We start from the raw sequence: 12,496 nt of genomic DNA, 5'->3' as shown, positions 1-12,496 counted from the left end.
ATGGCTGTGCGTCGTTTCCTCCTGGATTTTGAGAAGCCCTTGGTGGATTTGGAGGAACAGATTGATCAAATTCGCCAGTTAGCCCGCGATTCAGAGGTGGATGTAAGCCAGCAATTGCTGCAGCTTGAAACCCTGGCTGCCCGCCGCCGTCAAGACATCTTTGGCTCCCTCACGCCAGCCCAAAAAATCCAGGTGGCCCGCCATCCCCATCGGCCCAGTTGCCTCGATTACATCCAAGTAATTAGTGAAAAATGGATCGAACTCCACGGTGACCGTTGCGGTTCAGATGATCAGGCCCTAGTTGGCGGTTTAGGCCAACTTGGCGAACAGCCGGTGATGTTCCTTGGCCATCAAAAGGGTCGTGATACGAAAGAAAATGTGGCACGTAATTTTGGGATGGCATCCCCCGGCGGCTATCGCAAAGCGCTGAGGTTGATGCGCCATGCCGATCGCTTCAATCTGCCAGTTATCTGCTTTATCGATACCCCAGGGGCCTATGCAGGCCTCAAGGCGGAGGAATTGGGTCAAGGGGAAGCAATTGCAGTGAACTTGCGCGAGATGTTTGGTTTGCGCGTGCCTGTAATTGCCACGGTGATTGGCGAGGGCGGCTCTGGCGGGGCCTTGGGGATTGGTGTGGCAGATCGCCTAATGATGTTTGAACATTCCGTTTACACCGTTGCCAGCCCAGAGGCCTGTGCCTCAATCCTTTGGCGTGATGCCGCCAAAGCCTCTACCGCCGCTGAGGCCCTTAAAATCACCGCCCGCGACTTGAGTCAGCTGGGCATTGTTGATCGCATCTTGCCGGAACCCTCAGGGGGAAACCATTGGGCTCCCTTGCAGGCGGCGGAAACACTGCGGTTGGCTTTGCTAGAGGAGCTGGAAGCGTTATTTAGCCTGGAACCAGAGCTATTGCTTGAGCAGCGCTACGCAAAATATCGGGCCATCGGCAGGGTTCTTGAGGATTCAGCCGAGCACGCAATCGACGCCATAAAGGCTTAGAATTTCTTTAGGTTTCAACTTTTGGTTGCAACCTTCCCTCCCTGCTTGTGATCACTTGCAGAAAACTGCCCTCATTACTGGGGCCTCCCGGGGCATTGGTGCCACCACTGCCAAAACATTTGCCGCTGCTGGTTGGAATCTGCAGTTGATGGCCCGCTCCGAGGCGGAGCTTGAAGCTGTTTCTCAAGATTGCCGCTCAGCTGAAGTTGATGTTTTTTCTGCCTGCGTTGATTTAACTGATCCTCAACAGGTAAATCCTGGTTTACAGCAATTGATAGGCGCCGGGGGGATACCTTCAGTGCTGATCAACAATGCTGGCGCTGCCCTCACCGCACCATTAGCTGGCACCAGTTTGGAACAGTGGCAATGGTTGTTGCAACTGAACCTCACCAGTGTTTTTCAACTTTGCAATGCCCTGCTCCCTGGCCTTAGGGCCCAAGGCGGTGGCTTGATCATCAACATCAGTAGCCATGCCGCCCGTAAAACATTTGCCGGATGGGGTGCCTATAGCACCACTAAGGCAGCGTTAGCGGCCTTCAGCCGCTGTTTGGCTGAAGAGGAGGGCAGCCACGGCATAAGGGTATCCACGCTTACGCTTGGTTCAGTGAACACTCCGCTTTGGGATAGTCCTACCGTTCAGGCCGCCTTTGATCGCCAGGCAATGCTCACCCAAGAAATGGTGGCAAATACCTTGCTTCAAATGGCTCAAACCCCACCCCAGCTCCTGCTGGAAGATTTAACCCTCATGCCCGCCTCCGGCGCCTTTTGAGTTCCATGACAGCCCTAAACGACCTAAGCCCAATTCTTACTAACGGCTCATCCCTTGGGATTAGCAATGCTTCATCCACCTCAATATCAGTGCTTCCCCGCACGATTAGCGAAATCATTCGGGCCCGCCTCGATGCTGCTGGTGTGCCCTACCTTGCAAACGATAATGTTGCTGATTACCTGTTAGAGGGTGAATTAGATCTGCTCCAAAAGGAGGTGGCCGATAGGGTTAGGGATTTGTTGGTTAGCCTACTGATCGACATCGAAAACGACCACAACACGCAAGAAACGGCAGAGCGTGTGGCAAAGATGTATTTGCACGAGGTATTCAAAGGTAGATATCATCAGCAACCTAAAATAGCCAGCTTCCCAAATGTGAAGCAGCTTGATGAGATTTATACAGTGGGACCAATCAGCGTTCGTTCCGCCTGCTCCCATCACCTGGTTCCGATTTTAGGCAACTGCTGGATCGGCATAAAACCGGGTGAAAGAGTTATCGGACTCAGCAAATTTGCTCGTGTTGTTGATTGGGTGTTTTCAAGACCCCACATTCAAGAGGAAGCGGTGATGATCCTTGCCGATGAAATCGAGCGCCTCTGTAAACCCCAAGGTTTAGCAATCCTTGTGAAGGCTCAGCACTACTGCATGAAATGGCGCGGCGTAAAGGAACCACAAACAAGCATGGTCAATTCAATTGTGAGGGGCGATTTTCGCCATGATCCAAGCTTAAAGGCTGAGTTTTTTGAACTGGTAAAACAACAGGAATCGGTATTAGGCTAATTTTTTAATTATATCAAGCAATATTTTTACTTTTTCAATATTTTTATTGCCGGGAGAGTTCTCAACGGAACTTGAGGCATCAATGCCATAGGGTTTTGAACCAATGCCCTCAAGATCTTTGAGGGCATTTTCTACATTGCTTGCCCCCATGCCCCCAGCTAACCACCAGGGGCATGGGGGCTTAAACCCAGCCAGCCAGTTCAGGGGCAAGCTATGGCCAGTGCCACCATATTGATCGGGCACATGGGGTTCCAAAAGTATTTTTTCAACAACGTTTGCGTAAGCACCGATTTGATTTAAATCAGCGCTGGAGCGCAAGCGCAGCGCTTTCCAAATTGGTAGTTTCAGCTCGTTTTGTAATTCAGCGCAACGCTCAACCGATTCATCGCCGTGCAATTGCAGGCATTGGTGCCCCGCCTCTGGCCTGAGTTCATCAAGTTGATCGTTGCTGGGATTTACCAGCACCAAAACCCTCAACACCGAAGGGTTTGCTGTGGCTACCGCTCCCCATAGCTCCAATCGTTTAGCCGCTGGTAAGAAACGGGCAGAATTTGTAGCTGCAATCACCCCTAAGGCATCAACACCCATCTCTGCCACTGCCGCCGCCTGGGCTGGGCTGGTTAAACCACAAATTTTTAGTTTCATAGCTGCCATCCCTAGGTTTCTAGGATGGCGAGATACCACGCAAGCTGCGCCAGGTGATTAGAGCCCAAGGCTGGCGTTTATTCCGCTTGGCCGGAATTCCCATCCATATCCATCCCAGTTGGTTGGTGGTGTTGGCTTTGGCCTCACTGCTTTTTCAGCAACAGTTCGCTGGCAATTTGATTGCTGGTTTTTGCACCGCCTTGCTTTTGTTTATCTCGGTGCTGCTCCATGAATTGGGCCATTCCCTGGTGGCCCTGCAGCTGGGGGTGAAGGTGAACAGCATCACCCTCTTCATGCTTGGCGGCGTTGCCAGTGTTGAACGCGACCCACCAACGCCCATGGGTGCCTTTGCCGTGGCGGCCGCGGGGCCTCTGGTGAGCCTTGCGCTCGCCCTATTGCTGTTTCTGAGTATCCATCCCCTAAGCCATGGCCTCCAACCATTACCAGTGGCGGCCCAAATAGCTGAGGAATTGGCCCAGCTCAATTTGGTGTTGGCTTTATTCAACCTTTTGCCTGGTTTACCCCTTGATGGCGGCCAAATCATTAAGGCGCTCGTGTGGCAATTCAGCGGCAGTAGGGAAAAGGGCGTGCGCATTGCCACTTTTTCCGGGCAAATATTGGCATGGACAGCAATTTTGGCTGGCGCCTATTTGTTTTTCAAGGGTGGTTCCTTTGCCAGCATTTGGCTCATGTTGTTGGGTTGGTTTGGCCTTGGCGCTTCCCGTAATCAATTGCAGCTGCTTGCTTTGCAACGGGCACTGCAGCAATTGCAGGTGAAGGATGCAGCCGGTAGGCGCTTGCGGGTGCTGGAGCCAGCTGCCAGTTTGCGCAAGCTGAGTGAGATGCGTTTAGCCAATGATTCGCCTAGGCCCGATTGGGTTTTACTTTGCGAAGCTGGTCGTTGGCAGGGTTATATCGATGACGAACCCCTCAAGGCAATTCCAGTACAAAGATGGGATCAGGAACGCTTGGGCGACCATCAAAAACCTTTGGCAGAGCTTGCCTCCATCGCTGAAAATGCCCCCCTGTGGCAGGCGGTGCTCGCATTAGAAAAAAGTGCCCAGGGGAGGTTGTTGGTTTTAAGCCCAGCTGGTTTACCAACCGCCACCCTTGAAAGGTCGGATTTATCTGAGGCTGTATTGCGTCGCTTATCGCTGCGCTTGCCCCAACAGTTGTTGGAACAGGCCCGCCGCCAGGGTGGCTACCCATTGGGGTTGTCGCTTGCACCGATCGCCGAGAGCGTGGCCGCACTACCTGAGGTGAGGGCAGCCTCAGGCCAGGGCAGCGCTAGGGGTTGATTTCTAAATAGCCAGCCCTGGGCCTGCTCCAATAAAGCCGCCTCTAGGGCCTCACTTGTAATTGTTTCTGGTAGTGGTGGCGGCGGTTCTTGCTGAAAGAGCTGCTGCCAAAGTTGTTTTTGGGGTCGCAACTGGATTGAACCGTGTTGCAGCAGGCTGCCCCTACGCCATAACTGGGCGCTGCCAATTCTTTTATTGCCGCCTTGATCTATCAAATCAGCGGCGGTGGCATTGGCAAAACAATGGCCTGGATTTGCGCTTTGGTTTTGCTCGCCATGGTTCAGCTCTTGCCCCAATTGCTGCAACGCTTGGCTTAGCCATTGGTTTAGGCATTCGTAACTAAGGCGCCGGCCCCGGGGTGGGCGGGCAAGGGCAATTGCGTAACAGAGATCTGATCCATGTAAAACAGAGCTGCCACCGCTGGGGCGCTGCACCACTTCTATGGCGCATTTTGAGCTTGGCCAAACTTGATGGCGCCCAATCGACAGGCAGGTTTCTTGCCAGCGATAAAAACGTACTAAGGCCTCAACACCAAGGCCATGCAATTTATTTTGGTTCATATCAACTTGATCCAACATCCAAAGATCAAGTGCCATCTGCTGTTCCCCAGGGGCGATCAAGCTGGGCATTAAGGCCCATTGGGTACCAGCAATCAGCGAGGCTGGGGGGGCAGCAGAACTCGGCCTAGGGAAATGCTCCAGTTGTTGATTTTGCTGCCACTGGGAATTTTGGCTGGTTTATTGGCTGGCTTGCTTGGCATCGGCGGTGGTTTGGTGTTTTCACCACTTTTGTTGTGGTTGGGTTTAAGCCCCCATCAGGCCCTTGCCACTAGCACCTTGGCGATTGTGCCAACAACTGCCGGTGGCAGCTGGGCCCATCTGCGGCGAGGTTTGCTGCCCTGGCCATCAGCTATGGCAATTGGATCGGGCGCCCTTGTTTTTGGAGTGTTGTTTGGGCGCCTCAGTGGTGTGCTGCAGCCGTGGCAATTATTGGCAGCTCAAGCTCTGATGTATGGAGTGTTAGCTCTACTTATAAAAGCTGGAGATTCAAACTCAAATGGGCTTGATTGCCATGGAGCTCAACCAATAGTTGGTTTATTACTGGTGGGTGCAGTGGCAGGTATGGCCGGTGGCTTAATCGGGTTGGGCGGTGGATTAGTGATGGTTCCGATAATGGTGAATGCCCTGCGATTGCCCATTCATTTGGCGATACGGCTCAGTACCTTTGCGGTGCTTTGCGCTTCCACTGCAGCCGGGTTGTTGTTTGTGCTTGCAGGACGCGGCGATTTGTCTGCAGCCCTTTTATTGGGCTTATCTGCAGCTGTTGGCGCCCGCTGGTCGGCAGCGCGCTTGCAGCGGGTAGCTCCAGCTAAACTCGCCTTAATGCTGCGTTTACTTACGTTCTTTTTAGCCATAGATAGCGCGAGAAGGGCGCTGATGCTATTCTTTTACCCATGAACCAAACCAGCCTAAAAGTTGTTCTTGCAGTATTTTTATTGCTCGGAGCATTAGTTGCATTCACTGATCTTGAAATTGGTTTGGTTAAGTGGGTTAGCTGTGGCCCCTTCTCCACCCAATCTGAAGATCGCAGTGAGTTGTGTCGTAAATAAAAAATTAATTTTTTTGGATTTGTTAGGTAAGGAACTCAGCTTCAATTAGTGCTTTCAACTCTTTTGGACTTCTTTTGTCATTAAAAAGGATGCTTTTACGAGAATTTATCTTTTCCTTGATTTTGTTGTAGAGTTTTTTATCATTGAGTAATTTCGTGGATAAACTAACATATGAATCACGGTCTTTTGCGATAAGTTCAGGTAAATCTAATTCCAAAAGCATTGCTATTGTGTGCCGTCCTCGCATGAATTCTGTAGGCATAGTAATAACTGGGCAATTTAACGAAAATGCCTGCAAGCTGCTATTACCGCCATTCCAATCAATCGTATCAATTGTGTGGTGTGCAATTGAAAATAACCCCATGAAATCTCCATGATCCAGCCTTGGTAATACTTGTAGATGCTCTTCGATAACTAATCCCCGGTCCTCAAAGTGAGGCCTTAGTCTATTAATTAATCGCTCAACAATACTTCCATTACCCATATGTCCTACTAACAAGATTAAAGCATTTTTATTGAGATAAGCAATTTGTGCAAATGTCCAATCATTTCGGGGAACATATTTAAAAGTGCTTTGAAGCGAGAGAATCAAAGGGCGATTTGTGGGTAGGTTTAATTTTTCATATAAAATTGAGCCATCATGTAATGCAATAGGAGTTTCATAATTTAATCCAATTCCAGGCAGGCGAATAAGTTGCTCTGAGTAATGAGCTTTATTTTCTTCCGGATCCATGCCCGCGGAGCCAAAAAAATATTTCATAGTGAGGGATCCACTTGTTATTGGATGACCCCATCCTTGGGCTTGAACTGTGGCTAATTGGAGCACTGAAGTAATTTTACTTGCTGGATGCATGCCAATGTCTGTAAAAATAAGTAAGTCGAGCTTGTCATCAATAATTTGTCGCAATTGTAATTCGGGATTAAAAGGATTTAAGTGGAGATGTCTATAAATTCCCAGGTTTGCAAAGCGCCATGTTCCATAATCTTCTTCTTCTCCTATGTTGTAGCAAAAAATTTTAAAACTAGTTGTATTCGCAATTTCATCTAGCCAACCTAAAGCCCAAATTACGCCGTTATGATTTTTCAAGTGAGGGGAGATAATACCAATTTTTATGGGACTACCATCCTTGTGGTCAATATAAGGAATTTTTTGCATAAATTGGTTTAATTTGGGACGCAATATGCGATCAAGAATGCCAGCATAGAGCTCTTGAAAACATCTATCATTTCCCATTTGGTAGGCCAGGTAAAAATTAGTTAGGCTCCATGCATGGGCATATAAAAAAGGCCAGGAAGGATCTGTTTGATCTAGTGATTCGAGTAAAAGATAAAGATCTGTTAAGTCTTGCAAGTATCGTTGACGAATTGCTTCAAGTTGTTCTTCATCGTGATATAAAATAGGCAATACATGAAGTCTTGCCATAAGCACTAAACGATTGTCTTCCGAACTATTGTTTGCTAAGGCTAGAGCATCTTCATATCGATCTAATTCAAGTAGGCAATTAATTCTTCCTTGTAAAGCAATGATTGAGTCCTGCTCATTTAATTGAAGATTGGCAAGTTTTTCAAATTCATTGAGTGCTTCGCTGTGAGCCTTATCTCTAACCAACGCTTGCGCGAGATTTTGACGAGAGGGTCTAAAGTTTGCATCAATTGATAGTGCATGTCGATAGCTAGAAATTGCCTCTTCTGTTTTACCAAGACTTGCTAAGGCTAAACCCATATTATTCCAAGCATCTGCGTAACAAGGGGCAAATTGTAAGCATAATCTGAATGCTTCCACCGCTTCAGGAATCCTTTTGTGATCTCGTAATAGATTACCTAAACAAAATGAAGCTTGATAATAACTGGGATGATCTCTTAGTAATTTTCTTAATTCAAGTTCTGCCTCCTCAATATTTCCAGTTTCGATCAAGCCAAGGCATATATTATGCCTACACTCAGAGAATCCAGGAAACATCTTTAAAGCTTGCCGATAAGCTTCTAAGCCCTCAAGAGGTCGTTGAGCTCCCCTCAAGGCATTCCCCATATTGAAATAAATAAATGGAGTAATAAATTCCTTCTCTATAGCAGTGTTAAAATTAGATAGGGATGCATCATGATTGCCTAATAAGTGATTAGCAACACCTAATAAATAAAACAACTCACCTTTGGATTGGTCGTATTTTGAATCTGATGATAATAAAATTACATCTTCAAAATTTGAGGAATTTAATAATTCATAAAGCTCATTGAATCCACTTTCAGGCTTGTTATGCTCTTCCCAAGTTCCTTGGGGTTCTGAAATCGAGGGAAGCTTTGGAGAAGTTTGCTCGTTTAAGAATTCAGCTAATTGCTTCTTAAGGTTTAATATTTCTGCCTGAAAACATGAAATTTGATTATTGCGGTCTCTTATTTGCTGAAGAGGATCAACCAATGCCTCTATGCTGCTTAAGGCTAAAGGCTTAACAAGTGATCCTTTCCTGCTTGGTAATTGATAATTAAAATGTTGAAGGTCTAATGTATAGTAATTTCTAATCAGGGATAATCCTTCTTCTGAATATGCCTCCATCCAACTCTTGCCGAGCCGTTGACGATAAAGTTGATTATAATTTGCTAATTCTATCTTTATCAACTGAAGCTTGCTAGAGGTTATATTTTTTTGAAGTAGGATGGGAAGCTGCTTAACGAGATCATTTCTATCTAGAAAATGGGTATAAGAAACACAGTCTGGCTCCAGGGATTCAAATTGTGGTATTAAATGCCCATCTTGTTTTAATGGTTCCCAATTTGAATTTAAGAATATGAGGAAATCTCTGAAGCTGCAGCTCTGTTCGGTTGATTGCTTAAGTGATAGCTGAACTGAGGAATTAAGAGGTTTATAGGCCGGCTCCATTAAGTGAAGTTTGTCATGCCAAAATGATAAAAGTCTTTCGGCCGGATTCCTTGTAACAGCCAGCCTTATCCATTCTTGGGAATAAAGGGCTTCGTGAGCTAAATCAATTGTGGCGTTTGCAAGTGTTGTGAGACTGTGGAGATCCGGATTGTGAATAGCTAATGCGGGTCGGGTTTCGAATGGAGATGCTTGTTCGGGGGGGACTCTACCATCTGCAATAACTGCAATACGTTTGAGAACTGTTGAAGCTACTTTTGGGACAGGTCGTAGTAAAAGCTTTACTTCGGGTACTAGTAAGACCTGACTATTCAGGATTGAACTAGGTAGGGCCATTTTAACCAAAGCCGTTATTGTTATGTTAACATGCGTAAGCAAGCGTTATTAGTTTTTTGGGAGACGAAATCATGGCGACAAATCATTTTGATCCCATCTCATTTCTTTTGGCTGCTTTGTTGATATCCTCTGGTCAGGCACTTGCTCAGCAAGCAAGTTCTGCTAACGATGCTCAGTTGAGAGCATCATTTAAGGAGGGTTTTACAAAAGGTTGTCTGTCTGGAAAGAGCAAAGGAATTACGAATCAAGTTTCTTTCTGCAATTGCCTTTCCGATGCTTACAATGTGAGGTACACGGGAATTAGTTTGGCAGCTATAAGTTCTTTGGCCGGTCAAGTGGGCCCGAAGGGTCCGCTTCTGGTGGACGTTATGATGACACCTGAAAGGCAAGTTTGTACTAAAAACAATAGATAGTTGATTGTTAAGTATTTTCTGGCCAAAAACTTTGATCTAGTTCGTAACCTATAACTTCAACCATTCTACTCAGATTTGGCCTGATCAAATAGCCATGCATCTGGCTCCAGTGATCCAATAGAAATAAACGATGACTCACCCAAAGGCTTAGGGCATCATCATTGAATTTTATGCCCTCTGTTTTGCTGAAACTATGGGGTATAAGCATGGCTATGTGTCTGCTGAGTTGGCCGCTACTGCGTTCAAGTATTAGTGGTAGCCATGGGCAAAGGGCATCTGCCCTCAGGCTCCAAAGCCTGCATTCAGGTATTTCACTAAGTTCCCTTGGGTCATCTTCACGGGTGGGCCATTTAAGGTTGAGGCATAGTTTTGCTTCTAGCTTCAAGAGATCAGCCACCGGTAGATTCCAAATGGATTCAAGGCTGCTTAGATCAAGTTTTTCTATTTGTATCGCCGGGATCTCTAAACTAGTTGTTTCATTCATGCGCTTACCCTCGCCACCCTTTGGCTCACATTAACGGCATGGTCTGCCATTCTTTCAATACATCTCAGCACTAAAACCAGTAATAGTGATGCTTCAAAGCTGGCTGCAGTTGTTGGCACTGGATCCATTAATTGCTCGAGCAACAGCGCGTAATCAGAATCAACCAAATCATCAAAATTCTGCAACCTGGCCCCTGCGCTGCCATCATCCTCGCTTACGCAATCAAGGGCTAGGGCCAACAGGGAGCGGCAGCGATCAAGCATCGTAAGAATGGCATCCCGCTGCGGTAGTGGTTGGGAAGGAAGCAATCTTTCACCCAATTCAGCTAATTCTTTGCAGTAATCACCAATACGTTCAAGGTCGCGCACACAATGGATATAGCTCAAAACCTCCCTTACCTGTTGCTGCGGAAGAACTTTGGCTGTTAATAATTGAGTGCAATTATTTTCAAGTTCATGGTAGAGAATATCGATTTGATCATCACCTCGGCGTATTTGAGGCGCCGCCTCCATATCGGCAACAGCAAGCACAGATCGAGCTAGCACAGCGGATTCCTCCACCATGGAGCCAAGCCTCAATAGCTTTTGCTTCAAGCTGTTCAAAGCAAGGTATTCGGGCCCTGGGGCGCTATGGCCAGCCCGTTGCAGGCGCCTCCAGGCGGTGATGCTCAAGGCAGAAAAGCTTTACATGAAAGGATTTTATGGCACCAATGGCGCTAAGAGCTGTTACGGGGCCAACCTTTTGGCAATTGATTAGGCAAGAATGGAGTGGTTTGCTGGAGCTCCGTGGTTACTGCTGTTTCCCAGGCCGAGATCTACATCGCCTTAATTGTGGCCCTGCACGGTGCGGTGCTCGCCATGCGCCTCTGCGTAAGCCTTTACAGGTCTTGATTCAGTTGCTAAAAGCGGGGGTGTGGATTTTTTAGGTGCGTTCCGGCTCCCATTTGCGCCCCCTGGCTGATCAGGCTGCTCCAGTTGTGCTCCCCTCCAGCGCTTCGATTGCGAGGGAAGAGCTGATGTTCGCCAGCTTGGGGCTGTTTTTAAAAACAGCAGGTATTTTGCTGGCGGTTGTTACCTTGGCCAAACTGGCCCTTGCCCATCAGCACCGCCTAGACCGCCACGGCGAAATCCAAGCTGTTTTACAGCTGCAGCTTGATCGCTTGCAAAAACAACAGGTGCAACTCGATCGGCTCTTTTCCAGTGATGGCCAACAGGTGGTGTTTCAGCAGGAACAACAATGGATTGCCCCTAACCGTCGCCGCATTGTTTGGTCGCCGGCCCCCTGAATTTTCTTAATTACCTTTTTTAATGACTAGCACCGCTGCCGCCAATTCCGATGACCGGCTAGCCATTGTTACCGGTGCCTCATCTGGGGTGGGCCTATGGGCAACAAGAGCTTTGCTTGAGCATGGCTTCACGGTTGTTATGGCCGTTAGGGATACAACAAAAGCTCAGGTGTCAGCAGCGGCTTTGGGTTTGCCTGCTAGGCGGCTTATCCACCTGCCACTGGAATTAGCTGATCTAGATAAAGTTAGGGAATTTGTTCAAGCTTTTCGGGCATTAGATAGACCCCTTAGTGCTCTTGTTATTAATGCAGCTGTTTATAAGCCACTATTGAAGCAGCCGGAATGGAGCGCCCAGGGTTATGAATTAACAATGGCCACCAACCATTTGGGTCATTTTTTTCTTACTCGCTTATTGCTAGAGGATTTAGCTAAGCATTCATTAGCCGATCGCCGTGTGGTAACCCTCGGCACAGTTACTGCTAATTCCAGTGAGCTTGGAGGCAAGATACCAATTCCTGCCCCTGCTGATTTGGGTGATCTAAGTGGTTTTGAGCAGGGCTTTAAGGATCCGATCACCATGGCAAGCGGTAAGGAATTTAAGCCAGGCAAGGCCTATAAAGATAGTAAATTGTGCAACATGATCACCAGCTTGGAATTGCATAGGCGTTTCCATCAAACCACTGGCATTACCTTTAGCTCCCTCTATCCAGGTTGCGTTGCTGATAGCCCCTTATTTCGCCATAGCTTCCCTGCGTTTCAGCGAATATTTCCATGGTTTCAGAAAAATATCACCGGTGGTTATGTAAGCCAAGAGCTGGCTGGTGAACGGGTGGCAAAGGTGGTGACAGGTTTAGATTTCAGCGCCTCAGGTGTTCATTGGAGTTGGGGCAATAGGCAAAAAAAAGATCGGCTTCAATTTGAGCAGGAATTATCAAATAAAGTTACTGATTCCGCTACGGCAGAAAGGGTTTGGCAACTTTCCAGTGCCTTAGTGGGTTTGGATTAAT

Annotated in this window: 15 protein-coding genes; 10 read left to right on the top strand and 5 right to left on the bottom strand. The window is 47.5% G+C overall.

Going from position 1 to position 12,496, the window contains the following annotated elements:
* Genes KBY68_RS05510 through folE form a run of 3 tightly spaced genes read left to right on the top strand, consistent with a single transcriptional unit; the run spans position 1 to position 2,547 of the window.
* Positions 1-999 (top strand): acetyl-CoA carboxylase carboxyltransferase subunit alpha, encoded by a 999-nt coding sequence (locus KBY68_RS05510; RefSeq protein ID WP_106500403.1) that lies wholly within the window; start codon positions 1-3, stop codon positions 997-999.
* Positions 1,000-1,054: 55 nt separating this feature from the next.
* Positions 1,055-1,768 carry an SDR family oxidoreductase gene (locus KBY68_RS05505; RefSeq protein WP_255096228.1) on the top strand — a complete coding sequence of 238 codons (714 nt, stop codon included), beginning with the start codon at positions 1,055-1,057 and terminating at the stop codon, positions 1,766-1,768.
* Positions 1,769-1,773: 5 nt separating this feature from the next.
* Positions 1,774-2,547 (top strand): GTP cyclohydrolase I, encoded by a 774-nt coding sequence (gene folE / locus KBY68_RS05500; RefSeq protein WP_255096227.1) that lies wholly within the window; start codon positions 1,774-1,776, stop codon positions 2,545-2,547.
* Here folE and KBY68_RS05495 read toward each other — a convergent pair.
* Positions 2,539-3,192 carry a phosphoribosylanthranilate isomerase gene (locus tag KBY68_RS05495; RefSeq protein ID WP_255096226.1) on the bottom strand — a complete coding sequence of 218 codons (654 nt, stop codon included), beginning with the start codon at positions 3,190-3,192 and terminating at the stop codon, positions 2,539-2,541. The two genes, folE and KBY68_RS05495, sit on opposite strands and share 9 nt — an antisense overlap.
* Before the next feature lie 53 nt (positions 3,193-3,245).
* Between KBY68_RS05495 and KBY68_RS05490 the strand changes: the two genes are divergently transcribed.
* The gene (locus KBY68_RS05490) at positions 3,246-4,490 is read left to right on the top strand and encodes a site-2 protease family protein (RefSeq protein ID WP_255096225.1); all 1,245 of its coding nucleotides are present in this window, start codon (positions 3,246-3,248) and stop codon (positions 4,488-4,490) included.
* Here KBY68_RS05490 and KBY68_RS05485 read toward each other — a convergent pair.
* A complete protein-coding gene (locus KBY68_RS05485; RefSeq protein ID WP_255096224.1) occupies positions 4,394-5,119 on the bottom strand; it encodes a lipoyl protein ligase domain-containing protein in 726 nt (241 codons plus the stop codon). The two genes, KBY68_RS05490 and KBY68_RS05485, sit on opposite strands and share 97 nt — an antisense overlap.
* 63 nt (positions 5,120-5,182) lie before the next feature.
* On the opposite strand from KBY68_RS05485, the gene KBY68_RS05480 reads away from it, so the two are divergent.
* A complete protein-coding gene (locus KBY68_RS05480; protein ID WP_255096223.1) occupies positions 5,183-5,947 on the top strand; it encodes a sulfite exporter TauE/SafE family protein in 765 nt (254 codons plus the stop codon).
* On the top strand, positions 5,944-6,099 hold the full coding sequence (locus KBY68_RS05475; protein WP_255096222.1) for a hypothetical protein: 156 nt from the start codon (positions 5,944-5,946) through the stop codon (positions 6,097-6,099). The genes KBY68_RS05480 and KBY68_RS05475 overlap by 4 nt, the downstream gene beginning before the upstream one ends.
* Before the next feature lie 22 nt (positions 6,100-6,121).
* Here the strand turns inward: KBY68_RS05475 and KBY68_RS05470 are convergent, their stop codons facing one another.
* Complete coding sequence (locus KBY68_RS05470) at positions 6,122-9,307, bottom strand: tetratricopeptide repeat protein (RefSeq protein WP_255096220.1); 3,186 nt, start codon at positions 9,305-9,307, stop codon at positions 6,122-6,124.
* 71 nt (positions 9,308-9,378) lie between these two features.
* On the opposite strand from KBY68_RS05470, the gene KBY68_RS05465 reads away from it, so the two are divergent.
* Positions 9,379-9,720: a hypothetical protein gene (locus KBY68_RS05465; protein WP_255096219.1), complete on the top strand. Its 342-nt coding sequence runs from the start codon at positions 9,379-9,381 to the stop codon at positions 9,718-9,720.
* Between the two features lie 7 nt (positions 9,721-9,727).
* Here KBY68_RS05465 and KBY68_RS05460 read toward each other — a convergent pair whose 3' ends face one another.
* Complete coding sequence (locus KBY68_RS05460) at positions 9,728-10,204, bottom strand: CRR6 family NdhI maturation factor (protein WP_255096218.1); 477 nt, start codon at positions 10,202-10,204, stop codon at positions 9,728-9,730.
* Positions 10,201-10,875, bottom strand: a complete 675-nt coding sequence (locus KBY68_RS05455; protein WP_255096217.1) for a phosphate signaling complex PhoU family protein — start codon at positions 10,873-10,875, stop codon at positions 10,201-10,203. The genes KBY68_RS05460 and KBY68_RS05455 overlap by 4 nt, the downstream gene beginning before the upstream one ends.
* Before the next feature lie 114 nt (positions 10,876-10,989).
* Between KBY68_RS05455 and psaM the strand changes: the two genes are divergently transcribed.
* From psaM to KBY68_RS05440, 3 genes are read left to right on the top strand one after another with little or no spacing between them, the layout of a single operon-like run.
* Complete coding sequence (psaM, locus tag KBY68_RS05450) at positions 10,990-11,094, top strand: photosystem I reaction center subunit XII (protein ID WP_106500409.1); 105 nt, start codon at positions 10,990-10,992, stop codon at positions 11,092-11,094.
* Positions 11,095-11,129: 35 nt separating this feature from the next.
* Complete coding sequence (locus KBY68_RS05445; protein WP_106500396.1) at positions 11,130-11,489, top strand: hypothetical protein; 360 nt, start codon at positions 11,130-11,132, stop codon at positions 11,487-11,489.
* Between the two features lie 22 nt (positions 11,490-11,511).
* Positions 11,512-12,495: a protochlorophyllide reductase gene (locus KBY68_RS05440; RefSeq protein ID WP_255096216.1), complete on the top strand. Its 984-nt coding sequence runs from the start codon at positions 11,512-11,514 to the stop codon at positions 12,493-12,495.
* The last annotated feature ends 1 nt before the right edge of the window (position 12,496 follow it).

This window comes from Synechococcus lacustris Maggiore-St4-Slac (assembly GCF_024345595.1).
In the GTDB taxonomy this organism is placed as follows: Bacteria; Cyanobacteriota; Cyanobacteriia; order PCC-6307; family Cyanobiaceae; genus Synechococcus_D; species Synechococcus_D lacustris.
The sequence above is the reverse complement of the archived record's forward strand: the minus strand, read 5'-3'. Positions and strand labels throughout refer to the sequence as shown.

Bases quoted from the DNA above. Each gene is read 5' to 3' on its own strand.
- KBY68_RS05510 (WP_106500403.1), top strand. From the start codon at position 1: ATGGCTGTGCGTCGTTTCCTCCTGGATTTTGAGAAGCCCTTGGTGGAT.
- folE (WP_255096227.1), top strand. From the start codon at position 1,774: ATGACAGCCCTAAACGACCTAAGCCCAATTCTTACTAACGGCTCATCC.
- KBY68_RS05495 (WP_255096226.1), bottom strand. From the start codon at position 3,192: ATGAAACTAAAAATTTGTGGTTTAACCAGCCCAGCCCAGGCGGCGGCA.
- KBY68_RS05485 (WP_255096224.1), bottom strand. From the start codon at position 5,119: ATGCCCAGCTTGATCGCCCCTGGGGAACAGCAGATGGCACTTGATCTT.
- KBY68_RS05480 (WP_255096223.1), top strand. From the start codon at position 5,183: ATGCTCCAGTTGTTGATTTTGCTGCCACTGGGAATTTTGGCTGGTTTA.
- KBY68_RS05475 (WP_255096222.1), top strand. From the start codon at position 5,944: ATGAACCAAACCAGCCTAAAAGTTGTTCTTGCAGTATTTTTATTGCTC.
- KBY68_RS05470 (WP_255096220.1), bottom strand. From the start codon at position 9,307: ATGGCCCTACCTAGTTCAATCCTGAATAGTCAGGTCTTACTAGTACCC.
- KBY68_RS05465 (WP_255096219.1), top strand. From the start codon at position 9,379: ATGGCGACAAATCATTTTGATCCCATCTCATTTCTTTTGGCTGCTTTG.
- KBY68_RS05460 (WP_255096218.1), bottom strand. From the start codon at position 10,204: ATGAATGAAACAACTAGTTTAGAGATCCCGGCGATACAAATAGAAAAA.
- KBY68_RS05440 (WP_255096216.1), top strand. From the start codon at position 11,512: ATGACTAGCACCGCTGCCGCCAATTCCGATGACCGGCTAGCCATTGTT.